This is a genomic window from Mesorhizobium sp. WSM3873 (genome assembly GCF_001672445.1).
Classification (GTDB): Bacteria; Pseudomonadota; Alphaproteobacteria; order Rhizobiales; family Rhizobiaceae; genus Mesorhizobium.
Genome location: NZ_LYTM01000015.1, coordinates 18192 through 34748, shown reverse-complemented (window position 1 = coordinate 34748; position 16557 = coordinate 18192). Strand labels below are relative to the sequence as shown.

Sequence of the window (16557 nt, the reverse complement as noted above, 5' to 3'; positions counted from 1 at the left end):
CGATGGGCTGGACGCTGGGCCGCTATTTCTTCTTCCGCTACGTGTCGATCACCATCTGGTTCTTCCTCGGCCTTTTGGCGCTGGTGTTCCTGATCGATTTCACCGAACTCTCGGGCCGCACGACCGGACTGCCGGGCTTCACCTACGGCACCGCCTTCGCCATTTCGGCGCTCAGGATGCCGATGATCATGCTGCAGACGGTGCCTTTCGTCGGGCTGTTTTCGGCGATGGCAACGCTGGTGTCGCTCAACCGCCGCTACGAGCTTGTCATCGCGCGCTCGGCCGGGGTTTCGGCCTGGCAGTTCCTGTTCCCGTGCTGCGTCGGCGCGCTGATATTCGGCCTGTTGTCGGTCGGCGTGCTCAACCCGATCGCCGCGCACGGCTTTTCCTGGTCGGAGCAGATGGAAAACCAGTTGCGCGCCGGCAAGTCGAACGCCGTCGCGGAGGACACGACGCCCTGGCTGAGGCAAAAGACCAACTCCGGCGACACCATCATCGGCGCCCGCGCCATCCTCAACCAAGGACTGGAGATGGCGGACGCGGTATTCTTCGTCCTCGACCAGCAGGGCAACATCGTCGAGCGCAAGGACGCCGCGCGCGCCTTCCTGCGCGACGGCTACTGGGAATTGCAGGACGTCAAGCTGTTCAAGGACGGCAACATCCGTGCCGAGACCTCCGACCGCGTGGCCACCAACCTCAAGCCGGAATTCGTGCAGGAACGCCTGGCGCGCCCGGAAACCATCCCGTTCTACGATCTGCCGGCAAAGATCGAGGTTGCCCGCTCCTTCGGCCTCAAGGCAAATGCCTTCGCCATGCAGTTTGATTCGCTGGTGGCGTTGCCGTTCCTCCTCGTCGCCATGACGCTGATTGCGGCAACAGTTTCAATGCGATTTGCGCGGATGGGGCAGTCGGCGACGATGATTCTGGGTGGCGTCCTGGCCGGCTTTCTGCTTTATGTCGTTTCGGTACTGGTCAAGGCATTCGGGGTCGCCGGATTCGTGCCTACAATGGTGGCTGCATGGGTTCCGGTTGTCGTGGCTATGTTCTTCGGGGTGACTTTTCTGCTATACAAGGAAGACGGCTAGTGAGGGAGGCTGGTTTGCGCAGCCATAGGCAGGCCGGCCTGGCACGCCTTTATGGGGCGACAGCCTTGGCATGTTTGTTCGCTTGCGTGGTACCGACGGTGCCGGCGCTGGCGCAGACCATCACGGCGAAGCCTGTTCCCTCCGGCACACAGATGCTGCTGGCCGCCGATACGCTCGTCTATGACAACGACAAGCACACGGTGACGGCCGTCGGCGGCGTGCAGATCGACTATGGCGGCAACAAGCTCGTCGCCCAGCGCGTGGTGTACAACCGCGACACCAAGCGCCTCGTCGCCAGCGGCGCCGTCGAGCTCATCAACAGCGACGGCACCAAGATCAATTCCGAGCATATCGACATCACCGACGATTTCGCCGACGGCTTCGTGAACGCGCTGCGCGTCGAGACCGTCGAGAAGGCCTATTTCGCCGCCGAAAGCGCCGAGCGCATGGGCGGCGTGCTGACCACATTTCACAACGGCATCTACACCGCTTGCGAGCCCTGCGAGGACAAGCCCGACTCGGCACCGACATGGCGCGTCAAGGCGAGGAAGATCATCTGGAACGGCGAGAAGAAGACGGTTCGCTTCGAAAATGCGAATTTCGAGTTCTTCGGCTATCCGCTTGCCTATTTGCCAGCCTTCGAGATCGCCGACCCGACGGTCAAGCGCAAGAGCGGCTTCCTGATCCCCGGCATCGTCTACAACAACAACCTCGGCGTCGGCCTCAAAGTACCCTACTATTTCGCGCTCTCGCCGACCTATGACCTGACCGTCACCGGCAGCGGCTACACCAAGCAGGGCTTCCTCGGCGAGGCCGAATGGCGGCAGCGCTTCAACAATGGCGAGTACAGCCTTAAAATCGCCGGCATCAATCAGCAGGATCCGGACGCCTTCATCGGCACGGGCAATCGCTTTACCGTCGATTCGGGAGAGCCAAACGATCCCAACAAGTTCCGCGGCATGATGGGCACCAAGGGCCAGTTCGCCATCAACGAGCGCTGGAACTTCGGCTGGGACGTGCTGCTGCAGACCGACAAGAATTTTTCGCGCACCTATAATATCGACGGCTACAACGACCTCGTCCACCAGTCGTCGATCTATCTGACGGGCCTGAGCGACCGTAATTATTTCGATGTCAGGGCAATGCGATTCGAGGTGCAGGAAGACACGCTGTCCAGCGACCCGACGGCGCGCTCCGCCAAGCAGCCCTGGGTCCTGCCGTCGTTCGACTACGCCTATATCCCCGACATGTCGGTGGCGGGCGGGCAGTTGTCGCTCAACGTCAATGCGCGCGTCATCAGCCGCGACCGGCTGGACGCGGTGCTGGCCAATCCGCTCGACGACACTTCCATCAACAACGTGCGCGGCCTCGAGGGCCAGTCCAGCCGGCTGACGGCGGAGGCCGAATGGAAGCGCACCTTCACAACCGATGACGGACTACAGCTGACGCCGCTGCTCGCCTTCCGTGGCGACGCCGGCTATGTGTCGACCACATCCGAATCGCTGGCGGCGGTCAACCAGATGGCGGCGAATCTCGGCGAGGATGTCGACATGCGCTCCTCGCTCGCCCGCTACATGGCTACGCTCGGCCTGGAGATGCGCTGGCCGCTCCTGTTCTCGATGTCTAACTCCAGTCATGTCCTGGAGCCGACAGCGCAGATCTTCGTGCGGCCGAACGAGCAATATGTCGGCGGGCTGGCCATTCCGAACGAGGACGCGCAGAGCTTCGTCTTCGACGCCACGACCCTGTTCGAACGCGACAAGTTCTCCGGCTACGATCGCATCGAAGGCGGCACGCGCGCCAATGTCGGCTTCCGCTACTCCGGCGCCTATGGAAACGGCTGGGGCACCAACGCCATCTTCGGCCAGTCCTACCAACTGGGCGGCGAGAACTCCTTCGACGCGCCGGACCTCGTCAATGTCGGCGCCTATTCGGGCCTGCAGACCGCCAAGTCCGACTATGTCGGCCTCATCGGCTTCAACAGCCCGAGCGGCTTCTCCGGCTCGCTCAGCGGCCGGTTCGACGAGCAGACATTCGAGGTCAGGCGCGCGGAGATCAAGGCGGCCTATTCCGGCCTGCCGGTTTCGCTCAGCGCCAAATATGCCTTCATCCAGGCGCAGCCGCTCTACGGCTTCGCCACGGACCGCCACGAGGTCACGCTCGGAGCCTCTACGCACCTGGCCGAGAGCTGGCGGGTCTTCGGCACCGGCACCTACGACCTGGAGACAAGCGTCCTGGTTAAGGACGGCGTCGGCTTCGCCTATAACGATTCCTGCTTCACCTATGTGATGACGTTCTCGCAGACGCGCGATACGGTCACCAAGGAGGTGTCGCAGAATATCGGCTTCAACCTGTCGTTCCGCACGCTCGGCGATTTCGGCTCGTCGACCAGCGGCGTCGACACGATCCAGTAAGCGGAGGCAGCGCCGGTCACGGCGTGCGCCGTCGCTGGCGTGAAGCTTGGATTGGCGCGTGATCCTTCGAAAGTGGGGCCGATTCTCGGGGTCATGCGCCGGCGACATTGTTTCGCCGCATAGGACGGGCATGGGGTCGACCACATAGCGCATGCGTTCGGAGGACGTGCGGCGCCGTCGTGGCGGATAGGAATTGGGAAGGTGAGATGAGGAAATACCTGTTTTCGGCAGGATTCGCGCTGCTGGTGGCGGCGACCTCGGTTTCGATCGCGGCAATGACGCCGCCGGCATTCGCCAGCCAGATCAAATATGTCGTCAACAACATACCGATCACCACCGGCGACATCGCCCATCGCGCCGCATTCTTCAAGCTGCAGCGCAAGAAAGGCGACGCGGCCAAGGAAATGATCGACCAGACGCTGCGGCTTGCCGAGGCCAAGCGGCTCGGCATCCGCATCACCGACCAGCAGGTCGACGCCGCCTATCAGCGCTTTGCCTCCAACAACAAGATGCCGCTCGCGAAGCTTGACGCCGTCATGGCGCAGTCCGGCGTTACCAAGGAGCATTTCAAGGAGTTCATCCGCGCGCAGATGGCCTGGAACCAGGCGCTTGGCGCGCGCTACCGCTCCGGCGAGGGTGGCTCGGTGACCGAGCAGGACGCGGTCCGCCGCATGCTCGACAAGGGCGGCTCCAAGCCGAGCGCCACGGAATATATGCTGCAGCAGGTCATCTTCGTGGTGCCCGCTTCCGAGCGCTCGGCCACGCTTGCCAAGCGCAAGCGCGAGGCCGACGCCATGCGTGCCCGCTTCAACGGCTGCAACACCACGCGCGAATTCGCCAAGGGGCTGATCGACGTCACGGTGCGCGATCTCGGCCGCGTGCTGGCGCCGCAATTGCCGTCGGACTGGGCCGAACAGATCAAGGCGACCAAGGTCGGAGGGGCGACGCCGACGCGCGAGACCGAACGCGGCGTCGAGTTCATCGGTATCTGTTCCTCGCGCGAGGTTTCCGACGACAAGGCCGCCCAGATGGTGTTCCAGGCCGAAGGCGGCAGCAACGACAAGGACGCCGACGAACTCAGCAAGAAATATGTCGAGGAACTGCGCAAGAAGGCCACCATCGTCGAGCGATAGGCCGTTTCGGCGCATGACAGAACAAGGCTCGAGCCAGCCGCCCTGCTTCGAAGCAGGCATGGCGCCCCGCGTGACGCCATGAGTGCAGGTAGGACCGACGCGCCGCTGGCGCTCAGCGTCGGCGATCCATCCGGCATCGGGCCCGAGATCGCCATCACCGCCTGGCAGGCGGGCGACAGCGCCGGCGTGCCGCCCTTCTACCTGCTCGCCGACCCTGCCCTGATCAAGGCGCGGGCGCGTCAGATCGGGGCCAACGTGGCGATCATGGAGACCCTGCCGGGGCAAGCGGCGCACCACTTTCCCCGCGCATTGCCCGTCGTCCCACTCTACGCCCGGCATCTGGACAGTCCCGGAAAGCCGAATTCGGCCAATGCCGCGGGCACCATCGAAGCGATCGACCGCGCCGTCGCCGACTGCCTCGCCGGCCGCGCCGCCGCGGTGGTCACCTGCCCCATCGCCAAGAAGCCGCTCTACGACGCCGGCTTTCGCTTTCCCGGCCACACCGAATACCTGGCGCATCTGGCCTCGCGCCACACCGGCGCCGAGGTGACGCCGGTGATGCTGCTTGCCGGGCCCGAGTTGCGCACGGTTCCAGTCACCATCCACATCGCGCTTGCCGAGGTGCCGAAGCTTCTGACGAGCGAGCTGATCGTGGCCACAGGACGCATCACCGCGGCCGACCTCGAGAGCCGCTTCGGCATCGCGCGGCCCAGGCTCGCCATCGCCGGGCTCAATCCGCATGCCGGCGAAGGCGGCGCGATGGGCGCGGAGGATCTGTCGATCGTGCTGCCTGCCGTCGAGGCGCTTCAGGCCGAGGGCATCGACGCCGTCGGGCCGCTGCCGGCCGACACGATGTTCCATCCGCAGGCACGCGCCGGCTATGACGCAGCCCTTTGCATGTATCACGACCAGGCGCTGATCCCGGCCAAGACGCTGGCCTTCGACGAGGCCGTCAATGTGACGCTCGGCCTGCCCTTCATCCGCACCTCGCCGGACCACGGCACGGCGTTCGACATCGCCGGCAAGGGCATTGCACGCGCCGACAGCCTGATCGCGGCGCTCAGGCTGGCGCGCCGCCTCGCCGACAGCGGCCGCCGGACTGCGGCGACATGAGGCTCGATTTGAGCGGGGGGCGCACGACCATCGACGGATTGCCGCCGCTGCGCGAGGTGATCGAGCGCCACGGTTTGCAGGCGAAGAAGGCGCTCGGCCAGAATTTCCTGCTCGACCTCAATCTGACCAGCAAGATCGCGCGCGCGGCCGGCGACCTCAGCGAGACGACCGTGATCGAGGTCGGGCCCGGCCCCGGCGGGCTGACCCGGGCGCTGCTCTTCAACGGCGCCAAACGGGTGATCGCCATCGAGCGCGACGAGCGCTGTCTGGAAGCGTTGGCGCAGGTGTCCGGCCATTATCCCGGCCGGCTCGAGGTCATTCCCGGCGATGCGCTGAAGACGGATTTTGCCGCGCTTGCCGGCACGACGGACGGCGGCCCGGTGAAGATCGCCGCCAACCTGCCCTACAACATCGGCACGGAGCTTCTGATCCGCTGGCTGACGACGGCAGACTGGCCGCCCTTCTATCAATCGATGACGCTGATGTTCCAGCGCGAGGTGGCCGAGCGCATCACCGCAAGCCCGGGCAGCGGCGCCTATGGCCGGCTCGGCGTGCTTGCCGGCTGGCGCACCGAGGCAAAGATCGCCTTCGACGTGCCCCCGCAGGCTTTCACTCCGCCGCCGAAGGTCACGTCCTCGGTGGTGCATCTGGTGCCGCGTCCATCTCCCCTGCCCACCGACGGCAAGAGGCTGGGCCGCATCACCGAAGCCGCCTTCGGCCAGCGCCGCAAGATGCTGCGGCAAAGCGTGAAGAGCTTGGGCGGAGAAGCCCTGCTCACCCGCGCCGGCATCGACCCGACGCGCCGGGCCGAAACGCTGAGTGTGGAAGAGTTCGTAAGGTTGACGAACGCGCTGTAACCTGCCGGCCTCCTTCTCCCCTTGTGGGAGAAGGGGAGGCACTGCCTCTCACTCCGTCTTCTCGTCCAGCAAGCCCGAGATGAAATCGAACAGGCCCGGCCGACGGTCGCGGCGCAGGCGCTCGGCTGTAACGATTGCACGCACCTCGGCGAAGGCGCGGTCGAGATCGTCGTTGACGATGACGAAGTCATATTCCTTCCAGTGCTCGATCTCGACGCGCGCATTCTTCAGCCTGGTCTCGATGACCTGCTCCTGGTCCTCGGCGCGGCGCTTCAGGCGCGCCTTCAACTCCTTCATCGAAGGCGGCAGGATGAAGATCGAGACAATGTCGGCGCGCATCTTCTCCTTGAGCTGCTGGGCGCCCTGCCAGTCGATGTCGAACAGCATGTCGCGGCCTTCGGCAAGCGCTGCCTCGGCCGGCTCGCGCGGCGTCGCATAGAAATTGCCGTGCACCTCGGCCCATTCGAGCAGCGCGTCGGAATCGCGCAACCGTTCGAACTCGCGCATGGTGCGGAAAAGATAGTGGACGCCTTCGATCTCCGAGCCGCGGCGCGGCCTGGTGGTGACGGAGACCGACAGCTCCAGGCTCGAATCGCTTTCCAGAAGATTGCGCGCGATCGTCGACTTGCCGGCGCCCGACGGCGACGACAGCACCAGCATCAGCCCGCGGCGGCGGATGCGGGACCCCAGATCCCTGGCGGCCGTAGGCTCCTTGGCAACCATCCCCGTCACTCCAGATTCTGAACCTGCTCGCGAAACTGGTCGACCACCGCCTTGAGCTCCAGCCCGATCGCGGTGACCGCGGCGGCATTCGACTTGGAACACAAGGTATTCGATTCGCGATTGAATTCCTGCGCCAGAAAATCGAGCTTGCGGCCGACGGCGCCGCCGCTGGAAAGCAGCGTGCGGCCTGATGCGACATGCGTCTTCAGCCGGTCGATCTCCTCGCGGATATCGGCCTTGGTGGCGAGGAAGGCCGCTTCCTGATGCAGACGGACCGCGTCGAGATTGGCCGACGCATCCATCAGCAGCCGGACCTGTTCGGTGATGCGCTCGCGGATCGCCGCCGGCTCGCGCGACGGGTCGGCCTCGGCCTTCAGCGTCAGCGCCTCGATGGCGTCAATATGGCCGGACAACAACTTGCGCAGCGCGGCACCTTCGCTCTGCCTTGCCTGCTCCAATCCGGCCAGCGCCATGTCCAGCGCCGACAGGATCGTCGCGTCGAGGGCGGCGCGCTCCTCCTCGGTCTCGACCGTCTCCAGGATGTCGAGCACGCCGCGCAGCGCCAGCAGACCGTCAGCCGTCGCCGGCGCGGTGCCGAACTGCTCCTGGAGGCGCTTGGCCAGTCCCGCCAGGTCCTTCAGGAACGCCTCGTTGACCACCGGCTGCGCCTGCTGGGCGGCGGCGCGCGCGACAGTCAGCGTTGCCTGGAAATTGCCGCGCGCGAAGCGCTTCTGCACGGTCTGCCTTACAGCGGGCTCCAGCCGGTCGAAACCCTGCGGCAGCCTCAGCCTGACCTCGACGCTCTTGCCGTTGACCGATTTGACTTCCCAGGCGATCGACGTGCCGTCGAGCTCAGCGACGGCTCGCGCGAAACCGGTCATGCTCTGCACGTTCATGATGCGTGTCACCCCTTGACGCAGGCCCGGCGCGATGGCCCGAGCATGCGCCCCTAGCAAGACGCCGGACCTCTGGCCAGCGTCGGATGTCCCCTCAAAACATGAATACGGCCCGGCGTCAAAGGAGGCGGGCCAGATCCGGCAATCACCGCGGCCTACTGGGCCGCGTCGCCATTCTCGCCGCTGGCGCCTGCACTTGCACCGTCGTCGGGAGCGGCCGGCGCCGTCGTCTGGCCGGAGGCCTTGGCCGCCGCATCGGCCTGCTTCTTCTGCACCGCCCGATAGCGGGCGACGTTCTGGTTGTGCTCTTCCAGCGTCGCGGCAAAGACATGGCCGCCATTGCCGTCGGCGACGAAATAAAGGTCGTCGGTCTTCGACGGATTGGCCACCGCCTCGAGTGCGGCGCGGCCCGGATTGGCGATCGGCGTCGGCGGCAGGCCCTTGATCAGATAGGTGTTATACGGCGTCTGCTTCTCGATGTCGGACTGATAGATCGGCCTGTCGGCCGGTTTGCCCTTGCCGCCGAACAGGCCGTAGATGATGGTCGGATCCGACTGCAGCCGCATGCCCTTGGCGAGCCGGTTGAGGAAGACCGCGGCCACGCGCGAGCGCTCGTCGCCCCTGCCCGTCTCCTTCTCGACGATCGAGGCCAGGATGACGAAGTCCTCCATATTGGCGATCGGCAGGTCGGGCGCGCGATGCGCCCAGACGTCCTCGACCAGCTTCTTTTGGTCGGCGACCAGCTTTTCGACCATCTGCTGCCGGGTGGCGCCCCGCGTGAAGCGCAGCGTGTCGGTCGCGATGCTGCCCTCGGGCGGCATGGCCGCCGGCATGTCGCCGGTCAGCGCCTCCTGCTCGGCCACGCGCTGCAGCGCCTGCTCAACCGTGAGCCCCTCGGGGATGGTCAGCGAATACATCACCGACTTGCCGCTCTTGAACAGCTCCATGATGTCGCGCATCGAGGCACGCGGCTTGATGGCGTATTCGCCGGCCTTCAGCGCGGAATCGTTGCCGGTGGCACGCACCCCCAGCCTGAAGATGCGCGCATCGCTGACCAGGCCGCGCCGCTCCAGCTGGTCGGCGATCTCCTGAACGCCGGCGTTCGGCTTGACCATGAAGGTGTCGCCATTGGCGGACGGGCCCGGCTCAATGAAGGCCTGCATGCCGAAATAGAGTGCGGCACCCGAGGCAAGCACGACCAGGATGACCAACGAAAGGAAGAAATTCAGAAATACGACGACCTGGCTGCGCGACGCGCGCGAGCGTTTCGACGGCGGCGGCGTGCCAGCCTCGGGGCGCAGCGCCTCGGCGGCTGTCTTGGGCACGATCGGTCCTTGCGCCTGACGCTGTCCGAATTCTCCACCGCCGCCCGGATTTGTATTCATGGCGCCCTACCGTCTGATCTTGCAACGAATCCCCTAGCCGAAGTGTAGGGGCAAATTTGGCAAAAATGACGGCAGGCGGCGGACCTGCCGGTATGCTGAATATTCAGCCATCGTAACGTTGGAAGACGAGCGAGGCGTTGGTGCCGCCGAAGCCGAAGGAGTTCGACAGCGCCACATCGATCTGGCGCTGGCGCGGCTTGTTCGGCACGAGATCGATCGCCGTCTCGCGTTCCGGATTGTCGAGGTTGATGGTGGCGGGGGCAATGTTGTCGCGGATGGCGAGGATCGAGAAGATCGCTTCCGCGGCGCCCGCAGCGCCCAGCAGATGACCGATCGACGACTTGGTGGACGACATCGAGATCTTGGAAGCGGCATTGCCGACCAGCCGCTCCACGGCGCCGAGCTCGATCGTGTCGGCCATGGTCGAGGTGCCGTGCGCATTGATGTAGTCGATGTCGGCGGGCGAGAGCTTCGCCCGATTCAGGGCCGCCGTCATGCAGCGGAAGGCGCCGTCGCCGTCCTCGGCCGGGGCGGTGATGTGATAGGCATCGCCGGTCAGGCCGTAGCCGGTGACCTCGGCATAGATCTTGGCGCCGCGCGCCCTGGCGTGCTCGAGCTCCTCCAGGACAACGACGCCGGCGCCCTCGCCCATGACGAAGCCGTCGCGGTCGCGGTCATAGGGGCGCGAAGCGATCTCGGGCGCATCGTTGCGCTCGGTGGAGAGCGCGCGGCACGCGGCGAAACCTGCCATCGAAAGCCGGGTGATCGGCGCTTCGGCGCCGCCGGCCACCATGACGTCGGCATCGCCCCAGATGATCAGACGCGCGGCATCGCCGATGGCGTGCGCGCCCGTCGAACAGGCTGTGACGACAGCATGGTTCGGGCCTTTCAGCCCGTGCCGGATGGAAACCTGGCCGGAGACCAGGTTGATGATCTGTCCGGGGATGAAGAACGGGCTGATGCGGCGCGGGCCGCGCTCCTTCAGGATCATCGCGTTCTCGGCGATGCCGTCGATGCCGCCGATGCCCGAACCGATCAGCACGCCGGTGGCGCACTGGTCCTCATGCGTCTCGGGCTTCCAGCCGGAATCGGCCAGCGCCTCGTCGGCCGCCGCGATGCCGTAGAGGATGAAGTCGCCGATCTTGCGCAGTTCCTTCGGCTCGAGCACGGCCTCGGGATTGAAGGTGCCGTTCGAGCCGTCGCCGCGCGGAATGACGTGGGCGATCTTGCAGGCAAGGTCGTCCACCTCGAATTCGGTGATGCGGCAGGCGGCGCTGCGGCCGGAAAGCAGTTCCTTCCAGCTGTGCTCGACACCCATGCCGAACGGCGAAAGCAGGCCAAGGCCCGTGACGACGACTCGCCTCATCGCAGGTCCTCCCCGGCGATACCCGCGGAAAGCCTCAGGCCGAGGCCTTATCGATATACTTCACGGCATCGCCGACAGTCAGGATGGTCTCGGCGGCGTCGTCTGGAATCTCGACGCCGAACTCTTCTTCGAACGCCATCACGAGTTCGACCGTATCGAGGCTGTCCGCGCCCAGATCGTCGATGAAGCTCGCCTGCTCCGTCACTTTGTCGGCATCGACGCCGAGATGCTCGATGACGATCTTCTTGACGCGCTCTGCGGTGTCACTCATTTGGGGCCTCGTCTTACGTTGTGTTGTCTTCGTTAGCGGGCGGAATGCCGCTAATCAAGCTGAAAGATGGTCTTGTGGGAAACGCAACGCCACAGGACCGGTTTTTGCCCGAACCGCCGGGTTGCCGGCCGCATTACACGAAAAACAGCGGGCGTCCAAGCCGAAATGGCTGTTTTCACAGGCGCCCGGGGCTCGGTCGCCCAGGTGTGTGAGATTCAGCTCAAGCCGAGCCGAAAATGGCGGCTTGCGAGGGCCGGAGCGGAAGCGCAGGAAGCCGCCGTTTGCAGGCCGGCATCACCTGAATCTCAAATACCCTAGATCATCGCCATGCCGCCATTCACGTGGATGGTCTGGCCGGTGACATAAGCCGCCTCATTGGACGCGAGATAGGCGACGGCCGAGGCAACCTCGGCGCTGGTGCCCATGCGCCGGGTGGGAATCGCCGCCATGATGGTTTCTTTCTGCTTGTCGTTGAGCTTGTCGGTCATGGCCGATTCGATGAAACCCGGGGCGACGCAGTTGACGGTGATGTTGCGGGTGGCGATCTCCTGCGCCAGCGACTTGGAAAAGCCGATCATGCCGGCCTTGGAGGCGCAGTAATTGGTCTGGCCGGGATTGCCGGTGACGCCGACCACCGAGGTGATGTTGATGATGCGGCCATGGCGGCGGCGCATCATCGGATGGGTGAGCTCACGAGTGAGACGGAACACGGCGGTCAGGTTCACCTCGAGCACGGAATCCCAGTCGGCGTCCGACATGCGCACGAACAGGCCGTCCTTGGTGATGCCGGCATTGTTGACCAGGATGTCGACGCCTTCGAGATCGGCCTCCGCCTTCTGTCCGAGCGCCTTGACCGCGTCGCGGTTGGTCAGATCCGCCGGGAAGAGCTTTACGCGGTTGCCGAGCTCGCCGGCCAGCGTTTCCAGCTTCTCGACGCGGGTGCCGTGCAGGCCGACGATCGCGCCCTGGCTGTGCAGCACCCTGGCGATCGCCTCGCCGATGCCTCCCGATGCACCGGTGACGAGCGCCTTACGGCCGGTCAGTTCGAACATTGCTTCAACCTCATTCTTCCGGACGCCCCGCGAGCGACCCTCGTTCCGCATTTGTCATGTTGTCCAGGCCATACCAGAAGTTCTCGGCGCTCACGACCGATTCTTCACCAAGCCTGATCTGCTCCAGCACTTCCGCAGCCAGGTAATAGTCCTCGAGATCTTCGAGTCCACGCTCAACGAAGTCACGCAGTTATTCGGCTTTGCTTCGATCAGTCATCGCCACGAGATCGTCGAGGCGGCGCTTAGGGAGAAAGACGGATTGAAGTAAGAATGCCGCACCTGCCAGCTAGAGTTTCCCGTTTATCCTAAAGTTGCCAGCGCCGCCTCGACTTCCGCGGCCGCGCCGATGGCGCCGGTCGCGATATCGCGGTTGATGCGTCGCGCCAAGCCCGACAGCACCTTGCCGGCGCCAACCTCGTAAAGCGTCGCGACACCTTTGGCGCCGAACCATTCCACCGTCTCGCGCCAGCGCACGCGGGAGACGACCTGCTCGACCAAGCGGCGGGCAATCTCATCCGGGTCGCTGGTCGGCGTGACCGAAACATTTGAGACGATGGGAACCACCGGCGCGCTTTTCGCGACCCCGCCCAGCGCCTCGCACATGATATCGGCGGCCGGCGTCATCAATGCCGAGTGAAAAGGTGCCGAGACCTGCAGCATCAGCGCCCGTTTGGCACCCTTTTCGGTGCACAGCTTCGCCGCCAGTTCGACGGCCGCCTTGGCGCCGGAAATCACCAGTTGGGCACCGCCATTGTCGTTGGCGATCTGACAGACAGAGCCTTGTGCAGCTTCGGCGCAGGCGGCTTCCACATCGGCCTGCTCCAGCCCGATGATGGCAGCCATGGCGCCCTCGCCCGCCGGCACCGCCGCCTGCATGGCGTTGCCGCGGGTGCGCAACAGCCGCGCGGCATCGGCCACCGAAACGAAGCCGGCTGCGGCAAGCGCCGAATATTCGCCAAGCGAATGGCCTGCGACATAAGCCACCTTGTCCTTCAGCGAAAAACCGCGCGATTCCAGCGCCCTTACGGCCGCCAGCGACACCGCCATGAGCGCCGGCTGGGCATTGGCCGTCAGCGTCAGGGTTTCTTCCGGCCCCTCCCAGATCAGCTTCGACAGTTTCTCGCCGAGCGCCTCATCGACTTCCTCGAAGACATGGCGCGCTTCGGGAAAGGCATCGGCGAGGTCCTTGCCCATGCCGACGGCCTGGCTGCCCTGTCCCGGAAAGGTGAATGCGACGGCCATGTTAGCGTCTCCAGCAGCTGGTTTTTCCCTGCCTCTGGCGCAAGGCGGACGGCCAAGTCAAGCCCGCAAGCGCCAGTTCAGCGACTGTTCCAGCCGGGACAACGGCCGAGTTCCCTGTTCTGAAAGGCTTTTTGGCGATCACACTCCATGAATCAATTAGCCGCCACCGTTCCACCAATCATAAGGATTCACCTAGGCTGAAGGTGTTCTGGTCAAAAAGCTCGACGCAGGTCCATTGATCGCCCACTTCCATACCCGGATTCCAGAGTTGTTCAGTTATCCGTTTCCAAACACGGCGCATATCCGGGTCTGAGATTCCCTTGCTGGTTAGATAAACCGTTTTGTTGGTGTTCATCGTTTCGCCATCGTCGGCGAGTAGCAAATCCATGTTCAAGCCGATGAATCCGAAACCTAGGAACACAACCGTTGTCGCCTGCCTGATGGCTTCATGGATAGCCTGAATTTCGCTGGAACGCCGGTCTACACCTTCCGTGTAAGTCTTGATGTTCCCGGCCAACTGAACGAGCTTCCCGCCTTCGGCCTTCTCTCCGAATTCGGCTGTCAGTGGTTCACCCGTCCAAGGAAGATGACCAACCATTCCATAAGGATGATAGATGGCCATGTTTTTCACCACGTCGGCGGCTTCGTTGGGTTCCCGTCCGTAATAGGTGATGATGGCGTGATACAGGAAATGCTCAAAGCAGCGGTCATAGTTGAAGACGATGACCGTGAGGTTTTTCAAAGCCTCTTTCATATCATCGAACGACGATTCGAAAAGCAGGCTTCCGAACCGGCTATACCAACTGTCCTTAAGTGCCGAAAAATCCACCTGAAAAGGTGCAGCGGCCTTTTCAGTTTTCAGAAGGCAATCGGCTTCGGCCTGTAGAATGGTATAGGCGATACCGAGCTTTCCGCACAACTCGATTGCTTTCGAGTCTTTGTTCGAATGTAGGTAATTGTCTATCGAGCGGGCAAGCGGAATAGAAGCACTGATGCGGCTACAGGCGTAGAGCAATTCCGCCTTTTTGAAGGTGGAACCATCGGCGGTTCCGTGCCGGACGACATGGTTCAGAGCGTCTGTAATTTTGTCATGACGTGGCTGAAGGTCCATCAGATGGTCACGCTCCGGATGCACCTTCAAGATTTCCGAAATTTCCTGTTTTAAGGCATTGCCGGTGGGCAGTCCCAGTTCATAGCTGGCCCCTGCCCCAAGGATCAAAAGTGTTTTCTGCCTGAACATGAGCTACAATCGGCTTCCTTTGCGGCATGCTAAGCAATGGAATTATGGGCAATCTAAACCACCGACTCCCGCCTCTATACAGCTGCTTATTTGTGCTATAGTCCTAGTTTCCTTCCATTTCGAAGCCCGGATATAGCCTTCCTTGAATTGTGCGTAGATCTTTTGTTGCATATTTTTATCGAAACCCAATTCAGAAAAAAAACCTTTTGAATCGATCGGTCGTCGTGTCGGCTATCGTTGGACTGTTTAGACTTCGACTCATAACGCTTGTTAACTCGAAGTCTGCAATAAAGCACGTCGTTATATTCCTCATTTGACCTGAATTCCTAGCAATAGCATAACATCGATCCAAAAACTTTGCTACTTTTGTGGGACGGCCTCGTTCATATGTCCCCTTGTCGAAAATTAGGGCGTTGCCGGAAACAATACCGATACGGCCAAAAAACTCAGTGTTGTTCGTCTGCTCTTTATCGATCACAACTTCTAACAGTTGTCTCAAAACAGGCACATCATCGAAAGCAAATACGTTTACAACGGAGGCGACCACAAAGAGGATTGCCAGACCTAAATTTACACATCTACGCATTTACAGTGCGACGCCCCCCATCTGAACTTAAAGTTGGCCACTCCATCGATGAAGCGTATTACTATAGGAGGCCGCCTCCCATGAAGAGCCGGAACATTGAAACGAGGAGGATTACGATGTTTATGTTTCGGCCTGTCGACTCTTAGAGAACAGCCCTAGAACGAGGCCAATTACCGCCACGGGGATCACGACCCAATTCAACCACCCGACAAGCGGTATGAACCCAACAAGCGCCGCAATGAGCGCCAATATCCCAATCAGTGCGGAAATCGAATTCATTGTTATTGCCCCGACTGCCCGACCTTGATCCACGCTCCCGTGGGCCGTTCCAGTGGACTTTGAATTACAGCGCAGCGCTTCGCAAGGGGCACGCTTCGGTTGTAATGATGCCCGGACCTGTCAGAACCGTCCTACTGGAACAGAAGTGGGCCTAGGTCTCAACGAGGTTCGACAGAAGTTCACTCTCCGTCAGGATTGTTGTTTTTCGCTAATTGATTCGAACTTGAATTTATAGAACGGTTTAACTACGGAATTTTCCTCAAGTATATTCGAGTCAACAATTCCTCCATCGTTCGTTGGATAGAAACTTCCGGAAAACTCGATGGTTTGACCAACTCTAAGCGCTAGCAATTTCTGGTACAACTGCGACTTGGGATCAATCAAACTCCCTTCTACCGCCTTCTCCGCCCCCCCGCCAAGGTCCGAGGTCATGGAATCGATCCATTGTGAAGGCTCTTGAAGCAAGGTATCAGCCGTACCAACTTGAATATTTTCGTCAACGGAAACAGCAATGGAGCCATATCCTCCACCCGCATCGTTGATATGATCAACCCTGCCCACCCATCCTGTTATGTGACCGGTCGGTATGATTTCTCTGAGTTGCTTAGCCCTTTCGGAAATAAACTTGTTCCGTAACAGGCTGTTTCCTGAACCTATGTACCTATTTCGAAAATCGTCATTGATTGCGATAAACTTCCATTCCTGCCTAAGGCTTTTCGCCTCGGGGCTATCTTCCGCTGCTTGTCCCCGTTGCAACGATCCCCCCATTATCCCCAGAACTAGAATGGTAGCAAAAGCTATCTTCAACCTCACCCCCTCGCAAATTCCCGACTCTCTGCGGGCTGGCCCGAGTAGCCCGAGCGCCTGATTCAATAGCCGAGAGAGGGCGATAGCTCAACGCAAGAATCCGTAATT

14 protein-coding genes are annotated in these 16557 nt (G+C 62.2%); 5 read left to right on the top strand and 9 right to left on the bottom strand.

Annotation, left to right across the window (positions count from 1 at the left end; all coding sequences use genetic code 11):
- Positions 1-2 precede the first annotated feature (2 nt).
- The 5 genes from lptG to rsmA all read left to right on the top strand — a co-directional run bounded on the left by lptG (position 3) and on the right by rsmA (position 6602).
- A complete protein-coding gene (lptG, locus tag A9K71_RS12970; RefSeq protein ID WP_066995716.1) occupies positions 3-1085 on the top strand; it encodes an LPS export ABC transporter permease LptG in 1083 nt (360 codons plus the stop codon).
- A complete protein-coding gene (locus A9K71_RS12965) occupies positions 1085-3499 on the top strand; it encodes an LPS-assembly protein LptD (protein WP_066995713.1) in 2415 nt (804 codons plus the stop codon). The genes lptG and A9K71_RS12965 overlap by 1 nt, the downstream gene beginning before the upstream one ends.
- A 206-nt stretch (positions 3500-3705) precedes the next feature.
- Positions 3706-4632, top strand: coding sequence for a peptidylprolyl isomerase (locus A9K71_RS12960; RefSeq protein WP_066995711.1), 927 nt, complete (start codon positions 3706-3708; stop codon positions 4630-4632).
- A gap of 78 nt (positions 4633-4710) precedes the next feature.
- A complete protein-coding gene (pdxA, locus tag A9K71_RS12955; RefSeq protein ID WP_066995707.1) occupies positions 4711-5745 on the top strand; it encodes a 4-hydroxythreonine-4-phosphate dehydrogenase PdxA in 1035 nt (344 codons plus the stop codon).
- Entirely contained in the window at positions 5742-6602 is an 861-nt protein-coding gene (gene rsmA, locus A9K71_RS12950) for a 16S rRNA (adenine(1518)-N(6)/adenine(1519)-N(6))-dimethyltransferase RsmA (RefSeq protein ID WP_066995704.1), read from the top strand. The genes pdxA and rsmA overlap by 4 nt, the downstream gene beginning before the upstream one ends.
- Before the next feature lie 48 nt (positions 6603-6650).
- Here rsmA and gmk read toward each other — a convergent pair whose 3' ends face one another.
- The 9 genes from gmk to A9K71_RS12900 form a co-directional block, all read right to left on the bottom strand.
- Entirely contained in the window at positions 6651-7325 is a 675-nt protein-coding gene (gene gmk, locus A9K71_RS12945) for a guanylate kinase (protein WP_066995702.1), read from the bottom strand.
- Positions 7326-7330: 5 nt separating this feature from the next.
- Complete coding sequence (locus A9K71_RS12940; protein ID WP_066995699.1) at positions 7331-8221, bottom strand: YicC/YloC family endoribonuclease; 891 nt, start codon at positions 8219-8221, stop codon at positions 7331-7333.
- A gap of 155 nt (positions 8222-8376) precedes the next feature.
- On the bottom strand, positions 8377-9606 hold the full coding sequence (mltG, locus tag A9K71_RS12935) for an endolytic transglycosylase MltG (protein WP_066995696.1): 1230 nt from the start codon (positions 9604-9606) through the stop codon (positions 8377-8379).
- Between the two features lie 103 nt (positions 9607-9709).
- On the bottom strand, positions 9710-10972 hold the full coding sequence (gene fabF / locus A9K71_RS12930) for a beta-ketoacyl-ACP synthase II (protein ID WP_066995693.1): 1263 nt from the start codon (positions 10970-10972) through the stop codon (positions 9710-9712).
- A 34-nt stretch (positions 10973-11006) separates the two neighbouring features.
- Complete coding sequence (locus tag A9K71_RS12925; protein WP_006203723.1) at positions 11007-11243, bottom strand: acyl carrier protein; 237 nt, start codon at positions 11241-11243, stop codon at positions 11007-11009.
- Positions 11244-11557: 314 nt separating this feature from the next.
- Positions 11558-12295 carry a 3-oxoacyl-[acyl-carrier-protein] reductase gene (gene fabG, locus A9K71_RS12920; RefSeq protein WP_066995690.1) on the bottom strand — a complete coding sequence of 246 codons (738 nt, stop codon included), beginning with the start codon at positions 12293-12295 and terminating at the stop codon, positions 11558-11560.
- A 300-nt stretch (positions 12296-12595) separates the two neighbouring features.
- Positions 12596-13537 carry an ACP S-malonyltransferase gene (fabD, locus tag A9K71_RS12910; protein ID WP_066995684.1) on the bottom strand — a complete coding sequence of 314 codons (942 nt, stop codon included), beginning with the start codon at positions 13535-13537 and terminating at the stop codon, positions 12596-12598.
- A gap of 178 nt (positions 13538-13715) precedes the next feature.
- Positions 13716-14777 carry a hypothetical protein gene (locus tag A9K71_RS12905; protein WP_066995681.1) on the bottom strand — a complete coding sequence of 354 codons (1062 nt, stop codon included), beginning with the start codon at positions 14775-14777 and terminating at the stop codon, positions 13716-13718.
- Between the two features lie 1054 nt (positions 14778-15831).
- Positions 15832-16449, bottom strand: a complete 618-nt coding sequence (locus A9K71_RS12900; RefSeq protein ID WP_156752655.1) for a hypothetical protein — start codon at positions 16447-16449, stop codon at positions 15832-15834.
- Positions 16450-16557 lie beyond the last annotated feature (108 nt).